Genomic DNA, 24,511 nt, shown 5'->3' on the forward strand with positions numbered 1-24,511 from the left:
CCGCGCAAAAATCGAACGGCTAAGTCAGACCCCCAGTTGCCGTGTATCCACCAGCAGATGCCGGCCGACTTCCTGGATGTTCTTGGTGCCCGTCAACGCCATGCTGACGTCCAGTTCCTTGCGCATCACGTTCAGCATGGTGGTGACGCCTTCCTGCCCCATCGCGCCCAGCGCGTACAGGAACGCGCGGCCGATCATGACGCCGCGCGCGCCCACGGCGCAGGCCTTGAGCACGTCCTGGCCACTGCGCACGCCGCCGTCGAACATGACTTCGATGTCATTGCCAACCGCATCGACGATGGCCGGCAGCGCTGAAATGCTGGACAGCGCGCCATCGAGCTGACGGCCGCCGTGGTTGCTGACCACGATGGCGTCGGCCCCGCACGAGGCGGCAATACGCGCGTCTTCCACATCCAGAATGCCTTTCAGGATCAGCTTGCCGCCCCACTGCGACTTGATCCAGGCCACGTCGTCCCACGACAGGGTCGGGTCGAACTGGCTGGCGGTCCACTGGCCAAGGCTGTTGATGCCGGTGGTGTCTTTCACGAAACCGTCCAGGTTGCCGAAGGTCTTGCGTTTGGCCCCGGCCATGCGCAGCGCCCAGCCTGGCTTGCGCATGACGTCCAGGATGTTGGCCATCGTGATCTTGAGCGGCACGGTCATGCCATTCTTGATGTCCTCGTGGCGCTGCCCCAGGATCTGCAGGTCCAGCGTCAGCACCAGTGCGGAACACTTGGCGGCCTTGGCGCGCTGGATCAGCGACGCCACGAATTCGCGGTCGCGCATCACATACAGCTGGAACCAGAACGGCTTGGTGGTGGCGGCCGCCACGTCTTCGATCGAGCAGATGCTCATGGTCGACAGCGTGAACGGAATGCCGAAGGCTTCCGCGGCGCGCGCGCCCAGGATTTCGCCGTCGGCCCATTGCATGCCGGTCAGGCCGGTTGGCGCGATGGCGACCGGCATGGTCACGGGCTGGCCAAGCAGGGTCGTGGCGACCGAACGTTCATCGACGTTGATCGCCACCCGCTGGCGAAGCTTGAGCGCGCTCAGATCTTCAGTGTTGGCGCGGTAGGTGCCCTCGGTATACGAGCCGCTGTCGGCATAGTCGTAAAACGCGCGGGGGACGCGCTTCTTGGCCAGCAGGCGCAGGTCTTCGATACAGGTAATGGCGGGCATGACGATTCCAGAGTGATGCGTGGTGCAAGGAGGCCGGGCGCCTCCATCCGCTATTTTGCAACAGTCCGGCATCGGCACGCGAATCGCGTCATTACAATCGCGCCACGTCCCTCACATTTGCGTGCCTTGCCATGAACGATCTCCAGCACCAGCTCTCGATGTCCATCCTGATGACGCCCGACATGGCGAACTTCTCGGGCAACGTGCATGGCGGCACGATTCTGAAGTACCTGGACCAGGTGGCGTATGCCTGTGCCAGCCGCTACGCCGCCCGCTATGTGGTGACGCTGTCGGTCGACCAGGTGGTGTTCCGGCAGGCCATTCACGTTGGCGAACTCGTCACCTTCTATGCGTCGGTCAACTACACCGGCCGCACTTCGATGGAGATCGGCATCAAGGTGGTGACCGAAAACATCCGCGAGAAAACGGTGCGTCACACCAACAGCTGCTACTTCACGATGGTGGCGGTGGACGATGATGGTGTGCCGGCCGTGGTGCCGCCGCTGGTGCCGCAGACCGAAGAAGAAAAGCAGCGGTTCGAAGCGGCAGGCCTGCGCCGAGAACTGCGTCAGGAAATGGAGCGCCGCCACAAGGTGATCAAGGTGCGCACGACGGGCGCGCAGGAAGACTGACCGGGCATCATCCCACGCCAACGTTGTATTGACAGCAAGACGCGCGGCTGCTATAGCGCTGCGCCGAAGTGTTTGCTATCGTCGCCAGCATACGAAAGTCAGACACACGAAAGTCAATAATTAAAAGGCGCGGTGATGAGGCACGTCGGGGAGTCCGGGTTATCGAACCTGCGTATTCGTCATCTTCAACTGGTGGAGTCACTGGTGGATTTCGGGGCGCTGCATCAGGCCGCGAAAGCGATGAACATGACGGAGTCGACCGCCAGCGCCATGCTGCGCGAAGTCGAAGCTGCCTTTGACGTTCCCTTGTTCTACCGCACGGCCCAGGGCATGACCCTGACCAAGGCGGGTGAAATCGCCATTGGCCGCCTGCGTGGCGTGTCGAGCGAACTGGCCATGCTGACGCAGGAACTGGTGCAGCCCGAAGCCACGCCCGTGCTGCGTATTGGCGCCGTCCAGCACACGTTTTTCGGGGTACTGCAAAAGGTCGTGCCGCAACTGCTGGCCGAAATTCCCTGCCGCCTGGAGTTATGCGACGCCACGTCGTCCGACCTGGCGTCATGCCTGCAGCAGGACGAACTGGACTGCATCCTGGGCCGCATGCCCGAAGACTGGATCGAGTCCTTCCAGAGTCCTGCCTTTTTCTACAGCCCGTTGTACGACGAAGAAATCTGCGTGGTGGCGTCACCCGACCACCCCTTTGCCCGCTGCGATGCCGTCATCCTGGAAGACCTGGTAAAGGAATCGTGGGTGCTGCCCAAGGCCGGGTCCCACCTGCGGCATGTGCTGACCACGGCCTTCGTGTCCGAAGGGTTGCCGCCGCCGGAAGCGTTGATCGAGACGTCGTCGTTCGTGTTCACCCTGCCGCTGCTGACCGGGTCCAAGCTGCTGACGGTAGCCACCCGCGACCACGGCGTGAGCTACGAGTGGGCAGGCCAGGTGCGGGTGCTGCCGATCAAGCTGCCCCAGTTGTCGCCGCCGGTTGCCTTCGTCGCCAAGAAGCGTTCCATGAAGAATCCGGCCGTGCTGACCTTCTGGGAACTGCTGCGCCGGGCCGAATCGCCGCCCATGATCTGACGTAAAGTTGAGGTTTGCGCGCTCGTCGAGATAAGGAACCTCAGTGAACTTCACCCCCAACCCCGCCCGCGGCACGCGTGGCATGGCCGTCGCCCCCAACGCCCTGGCGTCGCAAAGCGCGATGGCCGTCTTGCGTGAAGGCGGCAACGCGGTCGAAGCCATGATCGCCGCGGCCGCCACCATTGCCGTGGTCTACCCGCACATGAACAGCATTGGCGGGGACGGGTTCTGGCTGATCTCGCGGCCGGGCGAAGCCCCGCGTGGCCTCGAAGCCTGCGGCGCATCGGCGGCGTCGGCCAGCATCGACACCTACCGCGCCCAGGGCATCTCGGCCATTCCGTTCCGGGGCCGCCTGGCCGCCAACACCGTCGCCGGCACCATTTCGGGCTGGGACGCCGCCTATCAGTATTCGCAGCAGGCCCTGGGTGGCCGCCTGCCCCTGACCCGTCTGCTCGGAGACGCAATCGACTACGGCCGTGACGGCATTCCCGTCACCCGCAGCCAGGCCCTGTGCACGGCCGGCAAGCGCGATGAATTGATGGCCGTACCCGGCTTTGCGCAGACCTTCCTGCACGACGGCGCGGCGCCGCAGGCCGGCACCCGGTTCGTGCAATCCCGGCTCGCCGCGACCCTGGAGCACCTGGCCCGCAATGGCCTGGACGACTTCTATCGTGGCGAACTGGCGCAGAGCATGGCGAGCGACCTGGCCGCCGTGGGCTCGCCCGTGTCGCTGGCCGACCTGAACCGGCACGAAGCCGTCTGGAAAACGCCGCTGGCCCTGCAGCACTCGCTCGGCAAGATCTACAACATGCCGCCGCCAACGCAAGGCGTGGTGTCGCTCATGATCCTGGGACAGCTGGACCGCCTGTTCAAGGGCGACATGGACCCGCTGGGCGCATCCTATGTGCATGCCTGCGTCGAGGCCACCAAGCAGGCCTTCAAGATCCGCGACCGCGAAATCACCGACCCGGCCCACATGCGGATCGACCCGCAAAGCCTGCTCGACCCCGCCGCGCTCGACGCCATGGCGCAGGCCCTGTCGGCGGATCGCGCGCTGCCGTGGGGCCAGGGCAAGGGTCCGGCCGATACCGTGTGGATGGGCGTGATCGACAAGGACGGCGTGGCCGTCAGCTTCATCCAGAGCATCTACCACGAGTTCGGCAGCGGCATCGTGCTGGACCAGTCGGGCGTCAACTGGCAGAACCGCGGTTGCAGCTTTTCGCTGGACCCCGCCGCGCGCAACCCGCTCATGGGCGGCCGCAAGCCCTTCCACACGCTCAACCCGGCCATGGCCCACTTCGACGATGGCCGCATCATGGTCTACGGCAATATGGGAGGCGATGGCCAGCCGCAATCGCAAAGCGCGGTGTTCAGCCGTATCGCCAACTTCGGCATGAATCCGCAAGCCGCGATCGATGCGCCCCGCTGGCTGCTGGGCCGCACCTGGGGTCAGGTCAGCGACACGCTCAAGCTCGAAGCGCGCTTTCCGCAAGCCACGATCGACGCGTTGCGCGCGCTGGGGCATGAAGTGGATGTGCTGCTGCCCTACGACGAAACCATGGGCCATGCCGGCGCGGTGGTGATGCACCCGGGCGGCCTGTTCGAAGGCGGTTCCGATCCCCGCAGCGATGGGGCGTGTGTAGGCTGGTAAGCCGTTCCCAGGCGGCGGCTCGGCGGCTGATCCAGTGCCGGGCTGCTGCCAGGTTGTCGTCATCCGGACCGGTTCACGGCTGGAGCAAGGATGCACTGTGGCAACGGGCCGGCCGGTTCAGGCAACGGAACCGGCCGGCCCTGCCGCGTTCATTCCGGCCGGATGTTCGCGTTCTTGATCACTTCCGCCCAGCGTTTCTGGTCGGCCGCCATCGTTGCCGTAAAGGCTTCCGGTGTGCTCGTCTCCGTAAAGATGCCCTGTTCCGCCAGCTTGTCCTTCACTTCGGGCAAGGCCAACGCGCGCCGCAGTTCGGTATTGAGCTTGGCGATCACCGGCGCCGGCGTCCTGGCCGGCGCGATCATCCCGATCCAGATATCGCTTTCATAGCCTGGCAGCGTCTCGGCAATCGTCGGCACGTCCGGCAGCAGCGGCAGCCGCTTTTCGCCCGTGATGCCCAGCGCCCGCAGCTTGCCGCTGCGGATGTAGGGCAGGGCGGAATTGATCGGGCAGAACATCATGTCCACCGTGCCCGCCAGCACGTCCACCAGCGCCGGCACCGAGCCGCGATACGGCACCTGCGTCATCCGCACCCCCGTCATCGACTTGAAGATCTCGGCGGACATATGTTGCGGACTGCCTGATCCCGCGGTGGCGAACGTCAACTTGTCCGGCGTCGCCTTGGCCAGCGCGATCACGTCCGCCACCGAATTGGCCTTGACCTGCGGCGGCACCACCAGCACGAGTGGCACGCGGCCCATCATCGTCACGCCGGTCAGATCGCGTGACGCATCGAACGGCAGCTTCGGATACAGCACCGGATTGACCGCCACCGTCTGGTTCGGCGCGATGGCGATGGTGTAACCGTCGGGCGCCGACTTGGCGATGTAGTCGGTCGCAATGTTGCCAGCCGCACCGGGCTTGTTTTCGACGATGACCGGCTGCCCGAAGGTCTTGGACATTTCCTGGCCCACGATGCGCGCGAGCACGTCGTTCGAGCCGCCCGGCGGCAGCGGCACGATGATGTGGATCGGTTTGTCGGGAAAGGCCTGGGCCTGGGCAAGGGCAGGGGCGAGCGCCGAGGCGCCCGCCAGCACGACGCCGGCAAGGGCCAGCGCGGCGGGACGAAGGTTGGACATGGTGTCTCCAGTCTGCTTTTGTCGTTATGTAGACGCATCCTAAGAGCCGGCCACCAACTATTCAATCTTGAACCTTGAATCAACCTGTGGGGCACGCGGGGCGACCCGCCCGCCAGGCTGCGGTCGAGTCTCGTAGCAACTTCTCGCGCCGTGTTACGCCGCAAACTCCTACGATGAAAGTGGTCCCGAACGCCATCTGCGCGCCCGGGGCGAGCCACTTAAGGGAGAACCATCATGCTGGAAAAACTGCCCGACAGTATCGGCCACGCGCTGCACAACCAGCGGGCCGGGCTCGACAAGATTGCCTTCAACCAGATCGGCACCGGTGCCGGCAGCGCGTCCTTGACCGTGCACAGCATGGCCTTCCTGGACCACGCGCCAATTCCCGAGCTGTACACGGCGGACGGCGTCGGCATATCGCCGCCCGTGCAATGGTCGGGGGTGCCGTCCAACGCCGCCGCTGTCGTGCTCATCGTTGAAGACGCCGATGCGCCCACCCCCAAGCCCCTGGTCCACGCCATCGTGGTGGACTTGCCCGTGGGCAGCGACGGCGCCCTGGAAGCCGGTGCGCTGGAAAGTCCCGACCACGAGGGCGACGACGGCCTGCACACCGGCCGCAATTCCTACCTGACCGCCAAGTGGCTGCCGCCCGATCCGCCTCCGGGCCACGGTCCGCATCGATATGCCTTCCAGGTGTTTGCGCTGGCAGCGGGGGAACCGTTTTCGTCCACCCCAGGGCGCGACGAAGTGCTGGACGCGCTGCGCGAACGCGCGGTGGCCAGCGGCTGCCTGATCGGGACTTATGAACGGCCCGACGGCAGCATCAAGATCGGCGCCCAGGAAGAGACCGCCGTCCCGATCACGCCGGACCGCAGCGCGTTGATCTGATCCCGGGCACTCGGCCACAGCGGCGCCGGGGCGCAGTCGGAATGCGCCGCGGCCGCCGCGGGGTGGCCGGCAGGCAAGCCGCGCAGCATATCGCCATACAGCCGGTAGAACATCCTTGCGCTCTCGACGATCACTTGCTGATCCGTTGCGCTGACGATCTCATCCATCAGCATGGCGCACTGGGCGATACGGTCACGGTCGGCGGTGCCAAACGAGCGCAGGTAGGTAAAGGCGTGGTCGGGCCACTGCAGGCTTTGCTGTATCCGGTCGGTGGCTGCCAAAGCCAGGGCAACGCTGGTGGTTTCCAGCACATGGACCAGGCCGAACACGCCCATCGGTCGATGCTGGGCCACCATGTCGCAGGCACAGGCGACCAGGACCGTCGTGGCTGCGCCGGGTGCGCCCAGCCGCAAGGCATGGGCGTCGCCACCCGATGCAATGAAATCATCCAGGATCCGGTCTTCCGCAGCCTGTTGGTCGCCGATGTAGCCGTCCAGCGCCGTGACCAGCCAGACCGGACGGTCTTTCAAATCGTCGCGACAGGCGCGCAAAATGGCTGCCGTACGGCGCATAAGGTAGTAGGTTTCCTGCAGCAAGGCCCGATAGCTTTCAGGAGAAACCTGCCCGCGCAGGCAGGCCTGCACAACGGGTGTGTCGATCAAGTCCTGGCGACTGTCGCTGGTCTGTGCGATCAGGGTGGTGAAGAAAGCCATCTGTGCAAACGTCCTTGGGGTCGCGGTCCGGAACCCGCGTCACAAAAGCCAAGGTGGCGGGTTCCTTTATCAGGCTCGCAGGGTAGAGGGCCAACCTTAACCACACATTAAGTCGGCGTCTTTCGGGGTCATCCATTCGCAGTGGTACGCTTGCCCGGTCCCAAAGGCGAGTGGCGCTTGCATGCGAATACTGATTGTTGAAGATGACCCGTTGCTCGGCGATGGCCTGTCACGCGGACTCAGATTGCTCGGCTATGCCGTGGACTGGTTTCGTCATGGACAGGAGGCGGATCACGCGCTGTCTGCTGTCGCGTACGACGCGATCGTCCTGGACCTGGGCCTGCCCGGCGACGACGGCATGGTCCTGCTCGCGCGCTGGCGTGCCACCGGCAAACGGATTCCTGTCGTGGTGCTGACGGCCCGGGACGCGGTGCAGAGCCGGATCGGGGGCCTGGACGCGGGCGCCGACGACTATCTCGTCAAGCCGGTCACCCTGGACGAACTGGCCGCGCGCCTGCGCGCCGTGACGCGGCGCAGCGCCGGCATGCCGGAGCCGGTCTGGACGCACGGCGAACTGCGCTACGAACCCTCTTCGCAACAGGCGTTCTGGCGGGGGGTGCCGGTGGAGCTGACCGCCCGCGAAGCAGGATTGCTCGAACTGTTCCTGACGCACCCGAACCGCGTCCTGACGCGCGATTTCATCCGGGAAAAGTTGTACGACTGGAATGACGTCCTCGAAAGCAACACGCTTGAAGTGCACATCCATCACCTGCGCCGCAAACTGCACCCCAAGATCGTGCGGACCTTGCGTGGGTCGGGCTATGCGTTGGGCACCACCGAAGAGGTCGGCCCATGACGCTCCAGCGGCGGTTGTTGATGTCGGTGCTGCTGGCCGCGCCGGTCGCCTGGCTGCTGACCATCACGGTCACGTATTGGCAAGCCGAACTGGAAATCAATGAGCTATACGACACCGGCATGGTCAGGATGGCGCAGCAGACGTATGCGCTGCTGCCCCTGTTCGACGTCGATGCACTGGACGCCAGGCGCATGCCGCAGGCGGTGCCGCGCGGCAGCCAGGGCGACGCGATACTTGGCGATATCGCCATTTCTGCCTGGGCGCCCGATCGCCACCACGTGCGCATCGAAAGCGATGCCGGCACCGACCCCTTGCCCAGGCGTGACGGCACGCATGGGTTCGCCGATATGGATATCTCGGGTAATGCCTGGCGCGTGTATTACCTCGAGAACGAGCACGGGGGCTGGCGGGTCGCGGTCGGTCAACGACTGGGCGAGCGCGATGAACTGGTGATGTCGACCATGCTCGGGCAGATCATCCCCTGGCTGGTGGGGCTGCCTGTGCTGATGCTGCTGCTCGCGTGGAGCGTGCGACGTGCATTGCGGCCCGTGCGGGAACTGTCCCACGAGATAGAGAAGCGGAGCGCGGACGATCCCACGCCGCTCGACATGCCAGCCGTGCCCGGAGAAATCGTGCCGCTGGTCCAGGCAATCAATCAGCTGATGGCGCGCGCGTCGGCGTCGATCGAACACGAGCGGCGCCTGACCGCCGACGCCGCGCACGAGCTGCGCACGCCCTTGGCCGCGCTGCGGTCGCAGTGGGAAGTCGTCCAGCGCGCGTCCGATCCGGCCGAGCGCCTGCGCGCCGGCGCCCAGCTCGAGATCGGTATCGAGCGCTTGAATCGCCTGGTCTCGCAGTTGCTTGCCATGGCGCGGCTGGAGCATGTCACGCAGGCGGAATCGCGCGCCGACGTGTCCTGGCCACGGCTGACCGAGCAGGCGATTTCGGACTGCCTGGCACTGGCGCAGCGCAAGAACGTGGACATCGAAGTCATCTGGCCGCCGGAAGGAACGCCCGCGCTTGCCGTGGCGGGCGACGAGCATCTGCTGGGTCTGCTGCTGCGCAATCTGCTGGACAATGCGGTGCGTTACAGCGTGGACCACGGCCTGGTGACGCTGCGCTTCCTGGCTGACCGCATCGACATCGAGGATGACGGGCCCGGCGTGTCAGCCGAGAGCCTGGAGCGCCTGGGCGACCGTTTCTTCCGCATGCCAGGCCAGCAGGAGCAGGGCAGCGGGCTGGGCCTGTCGATCGCACGCCGCGTGGCGCGTATCCACGGACTGGAAATCGTCTTTGCCAACCGGATGCAAGGCCCGGCGATCCGCGGCTTCATCGCCACGGTCAGGCGCGAGTCGCGGCCGCCAATGCCCGCCTGATCACCTTCCACCCATGAAAACCACGCTCGACGAACTGCTTGCCTTCTGCACCGTGATCGACACCGGGTCGATCACCGCGGCCGCCCATGAACTGGGGCAGACCATATCGGGTGTCAGCCGGGCGCTGAGCCGCCTCGAAAAAAGCTGGGCACCGCCCTGATGAACCGCACCACGCGGCGTATCGAGCTGACCGAAGAAGGCGCGGCGTTCCTGGCGCAGGCGCGGCAGATCATTGCGTTGGTCGAAGAGGCCGAAGAGCAGGTGGCGATCCGCCAGCAGAAGCCGTCAGGCCGCTTGCGGGTCAATGCCGCGCCCGCCTTCATGTTCCACGTGATCGTGCCGCTGGTGGGCGAGTTTCGCGCGCGCTATCCCGACATCACGTTGGAACTGGACAGCAGCGAAGAAATCATCGATCTGCTCGAACACCGCACCGACGTGGCGATTCGCATCGGCACGCTGCAGGATTCGACCTTGCGCGCGCGGCACCTGTTCATGAGCCGGGTACGTTTGCTGGCCAGCCCGGCCTACCTGCGGCAGCGGGGCAAGCCGCGCACGGTGTCGGCGCTGGGCGGTCACGACCTGTTGGGGTTCAATCAATTGCCGGGGCTGAACCGGTGGCCGGTGCTCGATGCATCCGGCCACCCCTTCGTGGTCGAGCCGCGCATTGCCGCGTCGAACGGCGAGACGCTGCGGCTGCTGGCCTTGGCGGGGCAGGGCATCGCAAGCCTGGCCGATTACCTGACCGAAGCGGACCGTGAACGGGGCGATCTGGTGCAGGTGCTGGCCAAGGACACGGTGGATTCCTTCCAGTCGATCAACGCGGTGTATTACCGGAACACGCAGATCGCCTTGCGGATCGCGTGTTTCCTGGATTTTCTGGGCGAGATGGTGGTGGACGGGAAACGGCGCGGGTAGTTGCTTGCGTCTAGCAACTCCTTGCAATCGCCAACGAAGCGGCCATCCACACGTCACGGCGCAGCGCCTACTCCCGCATTTCCTGCAACGCGCGCAGCCGTTCTTCTTCCTCGCGCCGCACCGCTTCGATATCGCGCAGCACCGCGCCCACGTCGGCCGGACGGTGATCCACTTCCACCTTCCCGGTCAGCGTCATGCCGGGCCGCAACTCGCCGGCCTCATAGGCTTTCCAGATCTCCTTGCCGTATTGGGTATCGGCCAATTCCGGAGCGGCCTGCGCAAAAAGGTGGCCAGGTTCTCGACGTCCCGCTCGAGCATGACGCCCGCATTGTTGTTGGCAGCTGCATCGATCGCCTGCGGCAGGTCGATGATGACCGGGCCGTCGGCATCGACAAGAATGTTGTACTCGGACAGGTCGCCGTGCACCACGCCGGCACAGAGCATCAGCACGACTTGCTCGATCAGCATGGCGTGATAGCGGCGCGCCAGGTCGGGCGTCAGTTCGATATCGTTCAGACGCGGCGCCGCATTGCCGTCGGCATCCGTGACCAGTTCCATCAGCAACACGCCTTCGTGGCACAGATAGGGCTGCGGCACGCGCACGCCGGCGTTGGCCAGGCGGTATAGCGCATCGACCTCGGCGGTCTGCCAGGTCTCTTCCTGCATCTTGCGGCCGTAGCGGGTGCCTTTTTCCATGGCGCGCGCCTGCCGGCTGTTCTTGACCTTGCGGCCCTCGGTGTACGACACGGCCTGGTGAAAGGCGCGCTGGTTGGCTTCCTTGTAGACCTTGGCGCAGCGGATGTCGTCGCCGCAGCGGACCACATAGACGGTCGCTTCCTTGCCGCTCATCAATTGACGCAGCACGTCATCGACGAGGCCTTCTTCCACGAGGGGCAGGATTCTTTTGGGTGTCTTCATCGGCCGTTGGGAGTGGGGACCGGCAGGGGCGCCGGACCGTGTGCATAGTACAACTGCAGAGCTAGGCTGCGTGCAGGGCGTAGGGGTCGGCGCCTTCGGCGGCGGCCCGTTCCACGGCATCGGCGCCAACGGCGGCGTTGTCCGCATGCACCCGTGCGATCCGCGCCTTGCCCCACGTGGCCAGCGCCGTAATCACCGGCCGCAGGCTTTCGCCTTCCGCCGACAGCGTGTATTCGACCTTGGGCGGCACCTGCGCATAGACCTTGCGCTCGATCAGCCCGCACGCTTCCAGCTCGCGCAGCTGCTTGGTCAGCATGCGCTGGGTGATGCCGGCCAGCGCCTTGCGCAACTGATTGAACCGCAGGGTGCCATCGCACAGGTGGTACAGGATCACGCCTTTCCACTTGCCATCGATCAGGTCCAGCGTGGCTTCGACCGGGCAGCCCGCCGCGCAGTCATAGGTCTTGGGTGTCATGGGACAGTATCCAAAAGGGTACTAGATACACAAAATTGGCGTATTTACCGGAAGGTCGGTATGGCCTAATTTAGCGGTTCATTATTCCTCTCGCAAGGCAACGCCATGAAAGCCGTCGGCTACCACACCCCGCTTCCCATCAACGATCCCGCCGCGCTGCAGGACCTGCAGCTGCCCAAACCGCAGGCCACCGGCCGCGACCTGCTGGTGGCGGTGCAGGCGATCTCGGTCAATCCGGTTGACACCAAGGTGCGCAAGAGCGCCACCCCGCCGGAAGGGGAGGCCAAGGTGCTGGGGTGGGACGCCGTCGGTATTGTCGAAGCCGTCGGACCGGACGTGACCCTGTTCAAGGCGGGCGACGCGGTGTATTACGCCGGGTCGATCGCGCGTCCGGGCGCCAATGCCGAATTCCACCTGGTGGATGAACGCATCGTCGGCCGCAAGCCCTCGACCCTCAGCAACGCCGAAGCCGCGGCGCTGCCCCTAACCGCCATCACCGCCTGGGAACTGCTGTTCGACCGGCTTGGCGCCGTCGTGGGCAAGAAGCGCGACGCCGGCCATCTGCTGATCATTGGCGGCGCGGGTGGCGTGGGGTCCATTCTGATCCAGCTGGCACGCCGCCTGACCGGCCTGACGGTGATCGCGACCGCATCACGCCCCGAAACGCGTGAATGGTGCCTGTCCTTGGGGGCGCATCACGTCATCGACCACAGCAAGCCCTTCCTGCCGCAGCTGCAGGCGCTGAACATCGAGAACGTGGAAAAGATCGCCAGCCTGACCAACACGTCCGACCATTTCGACAGCATCGTCGAAGTCGTTGCTCCGCAGGGCAAGCTGCTGCTGATCGACGATCCCAAGACGCTGGACATCATGCCGCTCAAGCGCAAGGCGGTGTCCGTGCATTGGGAATTGATGTTCACCCGCTCGCTGTTCCAGACACCCGACATGATCGAGCAGCATCACCTGCTGAACGAAGTGGCCGACCTGATCGACGCCGGCATCCTCCGCACCACGCTGGGCGAACAGTTCGGCACGATCAACGCCCAGAACCTGAAGCACGCCCATGCGCTGATCGAGTCGGGCAAGGCCAAAGGCAAGGTGGTGCTGGAAGGGTTTTAAGCGGTCTTCCAGGACGCGCGATCGGCGCCAAAGCCCTTCGCGACGAAGTCGCCGGCCACGACGGCATCGAATGCCGGTTCCTCGGTCAGCGGCAGGTCGCGCGGGTCCACCACCGTGTGATAGTCGGGGTGGTGGAACTGCGGGATCGAATACCGCTCGCGCCCCGACGCATTGATGACCCGATGCACTGCCGACCGCAGCCTGCCGTTGGTCCAGCGGGTCATCAACTGACCCACGTTCACGATCAATGCATCTTGCTGGGGCGGCACGGCGATCCAGGCGCCGTCCAGCGATTGCACTTCCAGTCCGGCTTCATTGTCGTTGAGCAGGAGGGTGATCAGGCCGCGATCGGTATGCGCGCCCGCGCCTTTGTCGGTGCGCCCGGCGATCTGGTCCTGGGGTGGGTAGTGCACCAGGCGCATGTTCGTGGATGGCCGCTGGCACTGGCGCGCAAACAGTTCCGGGTCGGCGCCCAGGCCGAGCGCCATGGCGCGCAGCACGTCATGGCCGGTCGTCAGCAGGCGGTTGTACAGGCCTTCGATCGTGTCGCGAAACCCAGGCAGTTCCGGCCAGGTATTGCGTCCGTGGAAGGGCAGGCCCGCCATCACGCCCGGGTCATCCGCCGGGAATGGGAAGCCCATGTCGAACGATTCCTTGCCATCCGGGGTGGCCTCGGCCCGTTGTTGCGTGTCGAACATGGGCTGGTAGCCCCGGTTCTGGCGTTTTTCGCCGGCACGGCATGCCATGCGGTCGGCCAGGGGCAGGGCAAAGAACGCGCGCGCCACATCGAACGCGGCATCGATCTGTGTGCGTGGCACGCCGTTATCCGACAGATAGAAGAAGCCGTAGGTCTCGCCGGCGGCGATGATCCGCGCGGCAATGGCTTCGCGCTCGGCGGCGGTGCCGTCGTGGAAGCGGCCAAAGGCGATGGTCGGCACGGTCAGCGGCGCAACGGTCGTCGGTACTGCAGCGGTGGGCGTCATGGCAGTGGGCGTAACGCGGGTCATGGATGTCGATTCCGTGCTGATCATGATTGAGCCTGCTCAATTCGAAATCACCGTGCGCTCGGCGCGGGACGGCAGGAAGCGCATGTCGATCAGGCCCGCGGCGTCCGGACGCGTCTTCAACTTCATCTCGGGCGCCAACCGGTCGATGTTCTGCTGCAGGCGCTGCGGGTCGATCTCTCCGATCCCGTTGCGGCGGGACAGCGGCGTGTCGACTTGCCGGTCGAGGAAGATATTGAGGCGCGTCGTTTCAACGGGCACTTCAATCAGTGGTTCGAAAGCCTTCAGTGCACGGACGGCTTCGGCACGGTCGGCATACACATCCTTGAAGGCGCGCGCTACGGCTTTCAGAAAGCCGCGAACCGCATCGGGGTGGGATTGCAGGAAGGCCGTGCTGGCCAGCACGGCGTTGCCATAGATCTGCACGCCATGATCGGCGTAAGGCAGGATCTCGATCTGATCGGCCGGGACGCCCAGCTTTTCGAGCGACATCAGGCCCGACGCCAGGTAGGCGGCGATGGCATCCACCTGGCCGCGGACCAGCATGGTCTCGCGCATGGCAGGCTCGACCGACATCCATGTCACATCGTTCTGCGCCAGCCCGTTAGCCGCGGCCAGCAAAGGGAAGACCTTGCGCGCGCCGTCGTTGACCGGGCTGCCGATGGTCTTGCCCTTCAGATCCGCCACCCGCCGGATACCCGTTTTCTTCAGGGTCATGATCGTGGCGGGCGAGTTCTCGTAGACCAGGAAGACGGCACGCGCGGGCAGTTGCGGATTGTTGGCGGCAAATTCGATCACCGACGACATGTCGCCCACGCCCATGTCCACCGTGCCCGTGGCCAGGCGCGTCACCGTGGCGGATGCCCCGGACCCCACGTTGATCGCAACGTCCAGGCCTTCCTGGGCAAAGTAGCCTTTGCGCTGCGCGAGGATGTAGGGGATGGCGCTCGCTTCAAAACGCCAGTCGAGTTGAAAGCGGATCTTGACGGGGGACGGCGTCGCTGCCTGGGCGCTGGCGGTCTCGGGAACGGCAACCGCGGTGGCACAGAGCGCAAGCACGCCTAGCAACAGCGCGCGGCGGGGCAAAGAGAACAATGACCGCATCGGATTGGCCTTCGACAATGACGGGAAAGCCTGCACTCTACTATCGGCGTGGGGTGCCAACCAGCATCGTTTTTCGATGTCTGCGTTCACCTGAAAGCAACGCAGAACCGATCGGGATGTGGGCGCTGAGCGGCCGTATTCGCGACCTGTTTGTGCCTGATCCGCCCCGTTTCCGGTCTGTTCGCGCCCGCCATCAGCGGGCCGATGCCCGCCCAACGTCCTGGCCGACGTAGCCGTTGAAGCGGCTTTCAAGCAGCTCGAGCAACATGGCCGCGGCCACCGACAGATTGCGTTCGCTGCGCACCAGCAAAGCGAAGTGGAAGGACTTCACACCCTTGTCCGACAGGGGCACATGCACCAGCCGCCCCTCACGGATATCACGCACGATGTTGATGCGCGCCATGATGGCGACGCCTGTCCCCAGCAAGGTCAGTTGCCGCAAGGTCGCGATCGAATTCGTTTCGGTCATGGGATCGAGCCGTTCCGCCGCGCCATGCAGCGTGCTGTCCAGCACGCGGCGCAATTCCATGTCGTCCGTCGGCAGGATCAGCGGCAGCCGCGCGCATTCGCGCAGCCGCACGCTTTTGCGAAGGGCATACGGGTGGTCGGGCCGCACCACCAACCCGATGGGCATGGCGGCGGTTCGCACGCGGCGCACGGGTGCGGAGGCCGGCGGTTCCCAGCACAGGCCGATGTCGAGCTCTCCCTTGGCAATCCGGTCGACGATGTCGTCCGAATTACCGACGAACACGGTAAAGACGATGCCCGGATACTGCGCGTGGAGTTCAGTGATCAGATCCGGAATGACCTGATCGCTGAAATGCTGCATGACCCCGATCGAGATGCGGCCGCGGCGCAGCCCCTTCAGTGCATCCACCTGCGTCAGGGCGCTGTCGAAGTCGCGCTGCAGCCGATGCACCGACGCCAGCAGCAATTCGCCTGCGGAGGTCAGCCGCACGCCGCGTGGCAGCCGGTCGAACAGTTGCATATCCAGCGCCTCTTCCAGCTTCAGGATCTGGCGCGTGACCGCCGATGGCGCGATGTGCAGGCGTTCGGCGGCACGGCGCACCGAGCCTTGGGTGGCGACTTCTTCGAAGTAACGGATCAGCGGCGAAAAGGCATGCATCGGGGCGTCATGGTATCGGCCAGGCCGACGAAGGGATCGCCGATTACACCACCGGATCCCTCCGCGACGCCACGCTTCCGCGCCAGGCAAACGCCTCTACCGTCTGCTTCTATATCTCCACTGGCTATTTGCTTATACTCATGAGAAATAAAGATTGTTGTATGACGGAGTTCCCATGCTGTTCCGCCAACTGTTCGACGCCACGTCCAGCACATACACCTACCTGCTTGCCTCCCGCATCGGGGGCGAGGCGCTGCTGATCGACCCGGTCAAGGAACAGATGCCGGGCTATACCGCATTGCTGCGCGATCTGGACGTTCGCCTGGTGCATGCGATCGACACGCACACGCACGCCGACCACGTAACCGCGCTGGGTGACCTGCGCGATGACACCGGCTGCGTGACGGTCATGGGCGAGTTTTCGCGGGCCACCTGCGTGTCGCACCGGGTGCGGGACGGCGAGCGCCTGCGTATCGATGGCGTGGTGCTTGAGGCGCGGTACACCCCGGGGCACACCAATGAGTCGTTCAGCTTCGTGCTCGAACCGGACCGCCCGCGCGCGGTGTTCACGGGTGATGCGCTGTTGATACGCGGCACGGGCCGGACCGATTTCCAGGGTGGCGACGCGGGCCGGTCGTGGGACTCGATCCAGCGGCTGTTCCAGTTACCCGACGACACCACGCTGTATCCGGGCCACGATTACAAGGGCTGGACGGCGTCGAGCATCGGCGAGGAAAAGCGGTGCAACCCGCGGCTGGCGGGCAAGACCCGCGAGGCCTATATCGACATCATGCAGAACCTGCGGTTGCCCCATCCCCGTCTGATGGACGTTGCCGTGCCCGCGAACCTGGCCTGCGGACAGCCGTGAGCCCACCCTGTCACATGGTTGCAGCGCGGCAGGTGTAGGGTCGTGGTCCAACCGCCTTTTGAGTCCGGACCTCGACATGTTAAGCAACGACGACGATTTGATTCGGCGCATTCGCCTGGACCTGGCCGACAGCTATGACGAAGAGCTGGAACTGGAGCTGGAAGACCGGCCGCTGGATGGGCTGTCGGACAGCCTGGCGCCTGATGCATCCGACGAGGAACGCGCCGAGCGCCGCCGCTACTTTCGCGAGCTGTTTCGTTTGCAGGGCGAGTTGGTCAAGTTGCAGGACTGGGTGGTCCAGGCGCGCCACAAAGTCGTGATCATCTTTGAAGGGCGGGATGCGGCAGGCAAGGGCGGCGTGATCAAACGGATTACACAGCGGCTGAATCCCCGGGTCGCGCGGGTGGCGGCGCTGCCGGCGCCCAACGATCGCGAACGCACGCAGTGGTACTTCCAGCGCTATGTATCGCACCTGCCGGCCGCCGGCGAGATGGTCCTGTTCGATCGCAGCTGGTACAACCGCGCCGGGGTCGAGCGGGTGATGGGATTCTGCACGGAAGACGAGGTCGAGGAATTTTTCCGGTCGGTGCCCGAGTTCGAAAAGATGCTGGTGCGCTCGGGCATCCAGGTCATCAAATACTGGTTTTCGATTTCCGACGAAGAGCAGCACCTGCGCTTTCTTGGGCGCATCCATGACCCGCTCAAGCAATGGAAGCTGAGCCCGATGGATCTGGAGTCGCGCCGGCGCTGGGAGGACTACACCAAGGCCAAGGAAATCATGCTGGAGCGCACGCATATTCCCGAGGCGCCCTGGTGGGTGGTGCAGGCGGTGGACAAGAAGAAGGCCCGCCTGAACTGCATCCATCACCTGCTGTCGCAAATGCCGTATGAAGAAGTCGAGCACGCGCCCATTGTGCTGCCGCCGCGCGTGCGGCACGACGATTACGTGCGCAACCCCGTGCCGGACAGCATCATCGTGCCCGAGGTGTACTGAAGGTCAGTGGGCTGAGGATCAGGGAAAGGCCACGCCTTGCGTGCCCGATGCCCACGGCGTCCACTTCTGCATGACGTGGGCGAAGGCGTCACTGTCGATAATGCCCGTCAACCAGGCCTGTAACGCGCGCCAGTCCTGCGCGGCGAACCATGCGGCATCGGTGTGGGCGAACTGCCGCACGAAGGGGGCAATGGCCATGTCGGCCAGGCACGGGCGGCTGCCAAATAGCCAGGCATGAGCCTGCAGGCGGGTGTCCAGCCCGCGCAGCCACGCCGCGCCCGCATCGCGCTCGGCAGTGCCGCCGGCGCCACCCGTGCCGTCTGCATCCGCCGCGGCCTGATAACGTTCCGGATACTTGTAGCGGTCCAGGTGGCGTTTGAACGCGCCATCGTTCTCGGCAATCAGCGCGAACATGGCGTCGGCCGTTTCTTGATCGGGCGATAACCACTGCGCTGAATCGTTCCGATGCAAAGCCCACCGCATGATGTCCAGGCTCTGGTCCACGACAGTGCCGTCGGTGTCCACCAGCACGGGCACGGTGCCCTTGGGCGACGCCTGCAGCATCTCGGGAGGCTTGCTGCGCAGCACGACTTCGCGCAGTTCGCAGGCCTGCCCGCTTGCGGCGATCGCGAGCCGCGCACGCATGGCGTAGGGGCAGCGGCGGAAGGAATACAGAACGGGCAGCGCCGCGGTCATGCTGCGTCGTCCGCCGCGGTGAGCTGGACGGGCCCGGCGGCCACGCCGGTCGCCCCGGTCGGGCTTGGCGCGTCGGGGACATCGATCACCTCGGGCGCATCCGATTCAGTGGGCACATCCGCCACCCTGGACACCGCCGGAAAGCGCGCGCCAATGTGCCGCTGATTGCGCTGTTTCGCCAGTTCCACCTGCCGGTGGCGTTCGGCAATGCTGCGCTGCTGCGCTTCGGTCTTGGTGCCGTGGCAATGCGGGCAACTCACGCCCGCTTCGAACAAGGGTGACGCCAGATCGTCCTTGGTCAGCGGATGGCGGCAGGCCCGGCACAACACGGCTTCGCCCACCTTCAGGCCGTGGCCGACCGACACCCGTTCATCAAACACAAAACATTCGCCTTCCCACAGGCTGCGCGCTTCCGGCACGGTTTCGAGGTACTTCAGGATGCCGCCTTCCAGGTGGTAGACCTCATCGAAGCCCTGCGCGCGCAGCAGGGCCGTGGATTTTTCGCAGCGGATGCCGCCCGTGCAGAACATGGCCACCTTGGGTCTGGCCTTGAGCACATCCTGTTTTTCGACCCATTCCGGCAGGTCGCTGAAGTGGCGGGTGCGCGGATCGATCGCGCCTTTGAACGTGCCCAGCGACACTTCGTAATCGTTGCGAACGTCAATTACCACGACCTCGGGATCGCTGATTAGCGCATTCCAGTCTTCCGGCTTCACGTAGGTGCCGGCCATGCGGGTCGGGCTGATGCCGGGCACGCCCAGGGTCACGATCTCTTTCTTCAGCCTGACCTTCATGCGATAGAACGGAGCGGTGTCGGCAAACGATTCCTTGTGCTGCAGGCCTGCCAGACCCGGAAAGGCCCGCAAATGGTCCAGCACCGCCTGCACGCCTGCGCGCGGACCCGCAATCGTGCCGTTCACGCCTTCTTCGGCAAGCAGAATCATCCCGAGCACGTCGTTGGCTTCGCAACAGGCAAGCAGCGACGGCTTGCGCTCGACAAAGTCGGGCAGGTCGACGAAGTGATAGAAAGCGGCAATCAGATAGGCAGACATCGGGCAGAAACAAGAAGGAAACGAGCCAGGTGAAACCGGTACGCCGGGCAGCCGCGTGGCGCGCGGCGCAAGGAGCAGTGTAGGCCACGCGGCCGGGTCCGCCGCCCTGTCACGGCCGATTGCAGGTGTATCGCTGCCTGCGGCGGCTCAGAACCCGCGGTTATGATGAGCAGCCGCACATGCCGCGGGCCGTCGATCAGGCCCGCCGTGATGGCAGCGAACGACAAGGACGACAAGATGGCGCGTGGATTTCTTGCAACGACGAACGCGGTGCTGGCGGCAGTGCTCAGCCTGGCGCCACTGCTGGCCAACGCGACCGCGACGGAAACCGTGGCGCAGGCGGCGGGCGCCGGTCCCGGGTCGACGTCCGCGCAGGCGCCCCTTCCGGCGTTGCCAACCCTGCCATCGCCGTCCAGCAGATCTTCGAGACCGGCATGCGCGCGCTGGATGCGGGCCGCTACGACGCCGCGATCCAGGAAGGCCAGCGCTTCAATGCCGAGATCGCGCGCCTGATGGGCGAAGGCAACGTCAACCAGGCCTATGGCTATACCCTGATGGCAACCGGCCACTCGTATCGGGGCGACAGCGCCGAAGCGGTCAAGTACGGCGTCATTGCCTATGGCGGCTTCCTGAAAGCGCTGGGCCCCACCGATATCAATACCTTCGCCGCCGGCGTGCTGCTGGCGGGTGACCTGGCCAAGACGGGTGCGGCAGACCGTGGCGCCGTCCTGCTCGATGAACTGAAGAAGAACGGCGTGGAATCCAGCCCGGCCGCCGCCGACTACTTCGTGTCGCGCGCCGTGGTCAGCCGCTTCCAGGGCCGCGCGACCGACGCCGAAGGCGCCGCGCGCGAAGCCATCCGACGCACTTCACCTTCGTCCGCGCCGTCGGGCGAGAGTGACGCCATCGCGTCCCGCACCTTCGTGCTGGCGCAGGTGCTTGCCATGCAACCCTCCAAACGCGCCGACGCCGAACGCACCCTGGCGGAAGCGCGGGGCCTGGCGCGCCGCACCTATGGGCCCGACCATCCGCGCACGCGCGAGATGGAGGCGTACCAGCTTCCGGCAGCCAGATAGTCTGACGCATCGGCGCGGCGGCCGCGGTGTCACGTGGGCGAGCGGAGGCCACGCGGCGCTGCCATGGCCAACGCGGCCGTTCCCGCCGCGTCTACCCCCGATCCACCGGTGCCTGCGTGTGCATCACCACTCTGTCGCGCCCGCCGCGCTTGGCTTCGTACAGCAGCCGGTCGGCCGCGGCGTACAGCACTTCGGGCGTCAGATCGTCCAGCGCCTCGCCCCCCACCATGCCACGCCGAAGCTGGCGGTCACGATGCCGCGCGGACTGTCCGCATGGGGGATGGCCAGTGCGTTGACCGTGTCGCGCAGCCGATGGGCAAGGGCATCGGCTTCCGCTTCGGTTGCCGTCGTGAACAGGGCCGCGAACTCTTCGCCGCCCAGCCGGAACAGCGCATGGCCCTCCGGATGCAGCACGGCCAGCACGGCATGGCTGAACCGCCGCAGCACGGCATCGCCGGCCACATGGCCATAGCGGTCGTTGTATTGCTTGAAAAGGTCGATGTCGAAGATGCAAAGCGCGATCGGCTCGCCCCGCCCGCGATGGGCCAGGCGCTGCGCGCACTGCTGATCGAAGTGCCGCCGGTTGTAGGCGCCGGTCAGCTCATCCGTGATCGACATGGCGCTGAGCTGCCGGTTGGCTTCGGCCAGTTCCAGTGTGCGTTCCACCACCCGCTTTTCCAGGCGCAGGGCCATGGCCTCCTGGTTCTCGCGCGCCGCCCGTTCGGCCTGCAGCTTCTGGGTCTTGAGCGTGTTCATGGCATCCGCCAGCCCGAAGCCCAGCACCATCAGTTCGATCCAGGACCCGGCCAGCATGGCCCAGAAGCTGACGCGCGTCGCGGGCAGCACGTCGAGCAGCTGCAGGTAGTACAGGACGGCGCTGCAGATCAGCGCCGTGAAGGCCATGACCACGAAGCGCGCTTCGCGCACATCGCGCATCGCCAGCACGGCCGCGGTCACGTACAAGAACAGGACCAGCGCCAGCCCGAAGATCGCGGCAAAGCCCGCGGCCAAGGTATAGAAGTCGAACAGCCCCAGCAGCGCCCCGCACAGGTTGGCCACGATCAGCGCCGCCGCCACCTGCCAGACCCACGGCCTGGCATTGCGGCGCAGGTGCAGATAGGCCATCGTGAACGCGCCGCCACTTGCGAAGATCAGGCTGGCGCTGACGCCCACCACGATGTTGTGCAGGCGCGGCGAGTCCGGCCACAGGTGCTCCATGTCAAAGCCGCGAAACGCAAAACTGTTGATCAGGAACACCACCAGATACACGACGTACAGGCCAAAGTTCTTTTCGCGCGTCGATACGAACAGGAACAGGTTGTACAGCACGAGCACGATCAGGCCGCCGTGGAACAGGCTGATCAGCAGATTTTCGTCGTGCGTGTGTTCAACGAAGCCCTTGGTGCCGAACACACGCAAGGGCATCAGTTCGAACAGGCCGTCATGCGTCGCGACCCGCAGGTACACGTCCACCGTCTCGTGGCCGTTCAGGGTGTGGGCAAACGCCAGTGTGCGGTCGTGAATGCCCCGCGTTGAAAACGGCAGGCGATCGCCGGTATGGACCTGTTGGCGCACCTGCCCGTCCGCCGCGATCACATAGGCGTCGACATAGTCCATGTTGGGCGTGCCCAGGTCGACCACCATCCGCAGCGGCGCCGCGGTGATGTTGCGGACGCTGGCGCGCACCCACCACACCGATTTCGAAACGCCAAAATTGAATGTGTCGAGCGGCGCCGCGCGCCAGCCGGTCGTTGCTGATCGCAACTGTGAGAAGGTCAGATCGCCACGGGTATCTTCAAAGATTTGCGCGTGCGGCCCGACCCGCATGGCGTCACCACCACCATCGAAGGGAAGGGGGATGAGGTCGGCCGAAGACAGCGCGACGGCCTCCGCCGCATGGGCGGACCCGATGGTCCCGACCTGACCCGGGGCGGCCAGCGTCAGCCACAGCCCCAGCGCCAGCAGTGCGCTCCACCCGCCAGCCCACCGTCGCCATCGCACCGCAGTTCTGTTCTTGTTTTCCAATCGCACGCCGTCCCGCCACCCTGCCGCACCCGCATGCCGCGAGCTGTCCAGTATGGTAGCGGGTCACCGCCCAGGCGTGTGGGCCAGTGGTGACAGGATGGAACGGCGCAACAGTCATCAGTGCTCCTGGAAAGTCGACCAGGACGGGCACAGGGCTTCCGCAAGCAGCCGGGTGCCCTTTGCAAAGTCGTCAAGGTCCATGGTTTCGTCGGGATTGTGCGATCCACGGTCATTGCGCACGAAGATCATCCCGGTCGGGATGCCGTTCTGTGCAAAGACGGCGGCATCGTGGCCGGCGCCGCTGGCAATCCGCATGGCCGGAATGCCGTGCGTGGCGGCCGCTTGCGACAGCTGCGCGATGATGGCGGCGTCCATCACGGCCGGGGCCGAGCCAGTACGTTCGCCAAGCACGAAGTCGACCCGCGCACGTTCAGCGATCTCCGCCGCGCGGCGCGCCAGCAGCGCGTCGACCTCGACCAGCGTGTCGGATTCGAGGCTGCGGATATCCATGCAGATATCGATTTCGCCCGCGACCTTGCTGAACGCGTGCTGGGCCGGATTGGTCGACAGCTTGCCGAAGGTGATCACCAGATCGCGGCCCGCATCTTCCAGCTGTTCCCAATCCTGGTCGACGGCAGTGATGAACAACGCGGCTGCGCGCACCGCGTCATGACGGCTGCGGCGCGGCACCGCGCCTGAATGGGCGTAGGTGCCAAGGGCGCGGGCGTCCCGGTAGCGGATCGCCCCGCGAATGCCGGTCACCACGCCCACAGGCAGTCCGGCTTCGATCAGCACCGGCCCCTGCTCGATATGCAGTTCCACAAAACGTGCGATACGGCCGGGCGACAGGAATGCCTGTCCAAACGTGGCCGGATCGCCGCCGCACTCCGCAAGGTGGCTGGCCAGGGTGCGGCCGGTGTCGCTGCGCCGCAGGGCAAGCACGGCCGCGCTGTCGATCTGGCCGAATGCGCCCTTGCTGCCCAGGTAGGAGTAAGGGAACCAGGTGCTTTCCTCGGCGCGTACGCCCATCACGGTGATGTCGTGGGGCGGGGTCAGTCCGGCGGCGCGCCAGCCAGCCAGGACAGCCATGCCCGCCACCACGCCCGCAGCGCCATCGTAATTGCCGCCAGCGGGCACGGAATCGAGGTGCGAGCCAGTCATTGTGCAAGGTGCGGAGCGGTCCGCACCGGGCAGCGTGACGTACAGATTGCGGGTGCCATCGATGGCGACCTCAAGGCCTAGCGATTGCGCGGTCCGGATCATCAGATCGTGGGCCGCCTGCTCACCTTTGCCAAAGCTGTCACGGGTAATGCCGGTACCGTCGAAACTGTGCTGCCGCAGCGCGTCGAACAGCCGGGTGGCCAGCGCCTGATCCGGCGTCGGTAGTTGAGGTCGTATCGTCATGGGGTCTGCCGTCAACACGTAAAGACCCATTATCGCTCGGGGGCCGGGGCGAGGCGGGCCTTGCTCCGCGTCCTTCGGGCACAGGCCATTCGCACTTGGTTACGGTGTTTTCAGGCTACTGAAAAGCATTGCTCCCTATCATGTGGGGTCAGCGCTGAACATTCTGTCGGCGTGCGCGGCGGCCAGGGACGGCCGTCCCGTCCAACCGAAACTGGGACGTCTTGTCC

At 65.3% G+C, this 24,511-nt stretch carries 22 protein-coding genes and 2 pseudogenes; 11 read left to right on the forward strand and 13 right to left on the reverse strand.

Going from position 1 to position 24,511, the window contains the following annotated elements; genetic code table 11:
- Positions 1-24: 24 nt before the first annotated feature.
- Positions 25-1,179, reverse strand: coding sequence for an alpha-hydroxy acid oxidase (locus tag ACNANG_RS13320; protein ID WP_420223358.1), 1,155 nt, complete (start codon positions 1,177-1,179; stop codon positions 25-27).
- A 131-nt stretch (positions 1,180-1,310) separates the two neighbouring features.
- Here ACNANG_RS13320 and ACNANG_RS13325 point away from each other — a divergent pair, with 131 nt between their 5' ends.
- From ACNANG_RS13325 to ACNANG_RS13335, 3 genes are all read left to right on the forward strand, one after another.
- Entirely contained in the window at positions 1,311-1,811 is a 501-nt protein-coding gene (locus ACNANG_RS13325; protein ID WP_420223359.1) for an acyl-CoA thioesterase, read from the forward strand.
- A gap of 204 nt (positions 1,812-2,015) precedes the next feature.
- Entirely contained in the window at positions 2,016-2,888 is an 873-nt protein-coding gene (locus ACNANG_RS13330) for a LysR family transcriptional regulator (RefSeq protein WP_420223360.1), read from the forward strand.
- Between the two features lie 82 nt (positions 2,889-2,970).
- A complete protein-coding gene (locus tag ACNANG_RS13335; protein WP_420227541.1) occupies positions 2,971-4,539 on the forward strand; it encodes a gamma-glutamyltransferase family protein in 1,569 nt (522 codons plus the stop codon).
- A gap of 149 nt (positions 4,540-4,688) precedes the next feature.
- Here ACNANG_RS13335 and ACNANG_RS13340 read toward each other — a convergent pair whose 3' ends face one another.
- Entirely contained in the window at positions 4,689-5,675 is a 987-nt protein-coding gene (locus tag ACNANG_RS13340; RefSeq protein WP_420223361.1) for a tripartite tricarboxylate transporter substrate binding protein, read from the reverse strand.
- 234 nt (positions 5,676-5,909) lie between these two features.
- On the opposite strand from ACNANG_RS13340, the gene ACNANG_RS13345 reads away from it, so the two are divergent.
- Positions 5,910-6,563, forward strand: coding sequence for a YbhB/YbcL family Raf kinase inhibitor-like protein (locus ACNANG_RS13345; protein ID WP_420223362.1), 654 nt, complete (start codon positions 5,910-5,912; stop codon positions 6,561-6,563).
- Here ACNANG_RS13345 and ACNANG_RS13350 read toward each other — a convergent pair.
- Complete coding sequence (locus tag ACNANG_RS13350) at positions 6,476-7,276, reverse strand: iron-containing redox enzyme family protein (RefSeq protein ID WP_420223363.1); 801 nt, start codon at positions 7,274-7,276, stop codon at positions 6,476-6,478. The genes ACNANG_RS13345 and ACNANG_RS13350 overlap by 88 nt on opposite strands.
- A gap of 181 nt (positions 7,277-7,457) precedes the next feature.
- Here ACNANG_RS13350 and ACNANG_RS13355 point away from each other — a divergent pair, with 181 nt between their 5' ends.
- The 3 genes and pseudogenes from ACNANG_RS13355 (at position 7,458) to ACNANG_RS13365 (ending at position 10,423) form a co-directional block, all read left to right on the forward strand.
- A complete protein-coding gene (locus tag ACNANG_RS13355; RefSeq protein ID WP_420223364.1) occupies positions 7,458-8,132 on the forward strand; it encodes a response regulator in 675 nt (224 codons plus the stop codon).
- Positions 8,129-9,508, forward strand: a complete 1,380-nt coding sequence (locus ACNANG_RS13360) for an ATP-binding protein (RefSeq protein ID WP_420223365.1) — start codon at positions 8,129-8,131, stop codon at positions 9,506-9,508. Before ACNANG_RS13355 ends, ACNANG_RS13360 begins: the two co-directional genes overlap by 4 nt.
- Before the next feature lie 13 nt (positions 9,509-9,521).
- A pseudogene (locus ACNANG_RS13365) lies at positions 9,522-10,423 on the forward strand (LysR family transcriptional regulator).
- Positions 10,424-10,490: 67 nt separating this feature from the next.
- Here ACNANG_RS13365 and ACNANG_RS13370 read toward each other — a convergent pair.
- Positions 10,491-11,341: pseudogene (locus tag ACNANG_RS13370) on the reverse strand (PA4780 family RIO1-like protein kinase).
- Between the two features lie 61 nt (positions 11,342-11,402).
- Entirely contained in the window at positions 11,403-11,816 is a 414-nt protein-coding gene (locus tag ACNANG_RS13375; protein WP_420223366.1) for a winged helix-turn-helix transcriptional regulator, read from the reverse strand.
- Between the two features lie 105 nt (positions 11,817-11,921).
- Here ACNANG_RS13375 and ACNANG_RS13380 point away from each other — a divergent pair, with 105 nt between their 5' ends.
- Positions 11,922-12,935: a zinc-binding alcohol dehydrogenase family protein gene (locus ACNANG_RS13380; RefSeq protein ID WP_420223367.1), complete on the forward strand. Its 1,014-nt coding sequence runs from the start codon at positions 11,922-11,924 to the stop codon at positions 12,933-12,935.
- Here ACNANG_RS13380 and ACNANG_RS13385 read toward each other — a convergent pair.
- From ACNANG_RS13385 to ACNANG_RS13395, 3 genes are all read right to left on the reverse strand, one after another.
- Complete coding sequence (locus ACNANG_RS13385) at positions 12,932-13,942, reverse strand: isopenicillin N synthase family dioxygenase (protein WP_420223368.1); 1,011 nt, start codon at positions 13,940-13,942, stop codon at positions 12,932-12,934. The two genes, ACNANG_RS13380 and ACNANG_RS13385, sit on opposite strands and share 4 nt — an antisense overlap.
- 36 nt (positions 13,943-13,978) lie before the next feature.
- Positions 13,979-15,133: an ABC transporter substrate-binding protein gene (locus ACNANG_RS13390; RefSeq protein ID WP_420223369.1), complete on the reverse strand. Its 1,155-nt coding sequence runs from the start codon at positions 15,131-15,133 to the stop codon at positions 13,979-13,981.
- Between the two features lie 103 nt (positions 15,134-15,236).
- Complete coding sequence (locus ACNANG_RS13395; protein WP_420223370.1) at positions 15,237-16,169, reverse strand: LysR family transcriptional regulator; 933 nt, start codon at positions 16,167-16,169, stop codon at positions 15,237-15,239.
- Positions 16,170-16,344: 175 nt separating this feature from the next.
- On the opposite strand from ACNANG_RS13395, the gene ACNANG_RS13400 reads away from it, so the two are divergent.
- On the forward strand, positions 16,345-17,037 hold the full coding sequence (locus tag ACNANG_RS13400) for an MBL fold metallo-hydrolase (protein ID WP_420223371.1): 693 nt from the start codon (positions 16,345-16,347) through the stop codon (positions 17,035-17,037).
- Positions 17,038-17,113: 76 nt separating this feature from the next.
- Positions 17,114-18,031: a polyphosphate kinase 2 gene (ppk2, locus tag ACNANG_RS13405; protein ID WP_420223372.1), complete on the forward strand. Its 918-nt coding sequence runs from the start codon at positions 17,114-17,116 to the stop codon at positions 18,029-18,031.
- Positions 18,032-18,049: 18 nt separating this feature from the next.
- Here ppk2 and ACNANG_RS13410 read toward each other — a convergent pair whose 3' ends face one another.
- A complete protein-coding gene (locus tag ACNANG_RS13410; protein WP_420223373.1) occupies positions 18,050-18,727 on the reverse strand; it encodes a glutathione S-transferase in 678 nt (225 codons plus the stop codon).
- Positions 18,724-19,779: a rhodanese-related sulfurtransferase gene (locus ACNANG_RS13415; RefSeq protein WP_420223374.1), complete on the reverse strand. Its 1,056-nt coding sequence runs from the start codon at positions 19,777-19,779 to the stop codon at positions 18,724-18,726. Before ACNANG_RS13415 ends, ACNANG_RS13410 begins: the two co-directional genes overlap by 4 nt.
- Before the next feature lie 434 nt (positions 19,780-20,213).
- On the opposite strand from ACNANG_RS13415, the gene ACNANG_RS13420 reads away from it, so the two are divergent.
- Positions 20,214-20,855, forward strand: a complete 642-nt coding sequence (locus tag ACNANG_RS13420) for a hypothetical protein (RefSeq protein ID WP_420223375.1) — start codon at positions 20,214-20,216, stop codon at positions 20,853-20,855.
- 91 nt (positions 20,856-20,946) lie between these two features.
- Here ACNANG_RS13420 and ACNANG_RS13425 read toward each other — a convergent pair whose 3' ends face one another.
- From ACNANG_RS13425 to ACNANG_RS13435, 3 genes are all read right to left on the reverse strand, one after another.
- Complete coding sequence (locus tag ACNANG_RS13425; RefSeq protein WP_420223376.1) at positions 20,947-21,084, reverse strand: hypothetical protein; 138 nt, start codon at positions 21,082-21,084, stop codon at positions 20,947-20,949.
- On the reverse strand, positions 21,054-22,886 hold the full coding sequence (locus ACNANG_RS13430; protein WP_420223377.1) for a sensor domain-containing diguanylate cyclase: 1,833 nt from the start codon (positions 22,884-22,886) through the stop codon (positions 21,054-21,056). Before ACNANG_RS13430 ends, ACNANG_RS13425 begins: the two co-directional genes overlap by 31 nt.
- 111 nt (positions 22,887-22,997) lie before the next feature.
- Positions 22,998-24,284 (reverse strand): Zn-dependent hydrolase, encoded by a 1,287-nt coding sequence (locus ACNANG_RS13435; protein WP_420223378.1) that lies wholly within the window; start codon positions 24,282-24,284, stop codon positions 22,998-23,000.
- Between the last annotated feature and the right edge of the window lie 227 nt (positions 24,285-24,511).

The sequence above is a fragment of the Pigmentiphaga litoralis genome (genome assembly GCF_048632615.1).
Taxonomy (GTDB): Bacteria; Pseudomonadota; Gammaproteobacteria; order Burkholderiales; family Burkholderiaceae_B; genus Pigmentiphaga; species Pigmentiphaga litoralis_B.

Bases quoted from the DNA above. Each gene is read 5' to 3' on its own strand.
- ACNANG_RS13385 (WP_420223368.1), bottom strand. From the start codon at position 13,942: ATGACCCGCGTTACGCCCACTGCCATGACGCCCACCGCTGCAGTACCG.
- ACNANG_RS13360 (WP_420223365.1), top strand. From the start codon at position 8,129: ATGACGCTCCAGCGGCGGTTGTTGATGTCGGTGCTGCTGGCCGCGCCG.
- ACNANG_RS13340 (WP_420223361.1), bottom strand. From the start codon at position 5,675: ATGTCCAACCTTCGTCCCGCCGCGCTGGCCCTTGCCGGCGTCGTGCTG.
- ACNANG_RS13345 (WP_420223362.1), top strand. From the start codon at position 5,910: ATGCTGGAAAAACTGCCCGACAGTATCGGCCACGCGCTGCACAACCAG.
- ACNANG_RS13435 (WP_420223378.1), bottom strand. From the start codon at position 24,284: ATGACGATACGACCTCAACTACCGACGCCGGATCAGGCGCTGGCCACC.
- ACNANG_RS13410 (WP_420223373.1), bottom strand. From the start codon at position 18,727: ATGACCGCGGCGCTGCCCGTTCTGTATTCCTTCCGCCGCTGCCCCTAC.
- ACNANG_RS13395 (WP_420223370.1), bottom strand. From the start codon at position 16,169: ATGCATGCCTTTTCGCCGCTGATCCGTTACTTCGAAGAAGTCGCCACC.
- ACNANG_RS13380 (WP_420223367.1), top strand. From the start codon at position 11,922: ATGAAAGCCGTCGGCTACCACACCCCGCTTCCCATCAACGATCCCGCC.
- ACNANG_RS13325 (WP_420223359.1), top strand. From the start codon at position 1,311: ATGAACGATCTCCAGCACCAGCTCTCGATGTCCATCCTGATGACGCCC.
- ACNANG_RS13350 (WP_420223363.1), bottom strand. From the start codon at position 7,276: ATGGCTTTCTTCACCACCCTGATCGCACAGACCAGCGACAGTCGCCAG.
- ppk2 (WP_420223372.1), top strand. From the start codon at position 17,114: ATGTTAAGCAACGACGACGATTTGATTCGGCGCATTCGCCTGGACCTG.
- ACNANG_RS13320 (WP_420223358.1), bottom strand. From the start codon at position 1,179: ATGCCCGCCATTACCTGTATCGAAGACCTGCGCCTGCTGGCCAAGAAG.
- ACNANG_RS13375 (WP_420223366.1), bottom strand. From the start codon at position 11,816: ATGACACCCAAGACCTATGACTGCGCGGCGGGCTGCCCGGTCGAAGCC.
- ACNANG_RS13335 (WP_420227541.1), top strand. From the start codon at position 2,971: ATGGCCGTCGCCCCCAACGCCCTGGCGTCGCAAAGCGCGATGGCCGTC.
- ACNANG_RS13355 (WP_420223364.1), top strand. From the start codon at position 7,458: ATGCGAATACTGATTGTTGAAGATGACCCGTTGCTCGGCGATGGCCTG.
- ACNANG_RS13420 (WP_420223375.1), top strand. From the start codon at position 20,214: ATGCGCGCGCTGGATGCGGGCCGCTACGACGCCGCGATCCAGGAAGGC.
- ACNANG_RS13415 (WP_420223374.1), bottom strand. From the start codon at position 19,779: ATGTCTGCCTATCTGATTGCCGCTTTCTATCACTTCGTCGACCTGCCC.
- ACNANG_RS13400 (WP_420223371.1), top strand. From the start codon at position 16,345: ATGCTGTTCCGCCAACTGTTCGACGCCACGTCCAGCACATACACCTAC.
- ACNANG_RS13425 (WP_420223376.1), bottom strand. From the start codon at position 21,084: ATGGTGGGGGGCGAGGCGCTGGACGATCTGACGCCCGAAGTGCTGTAC.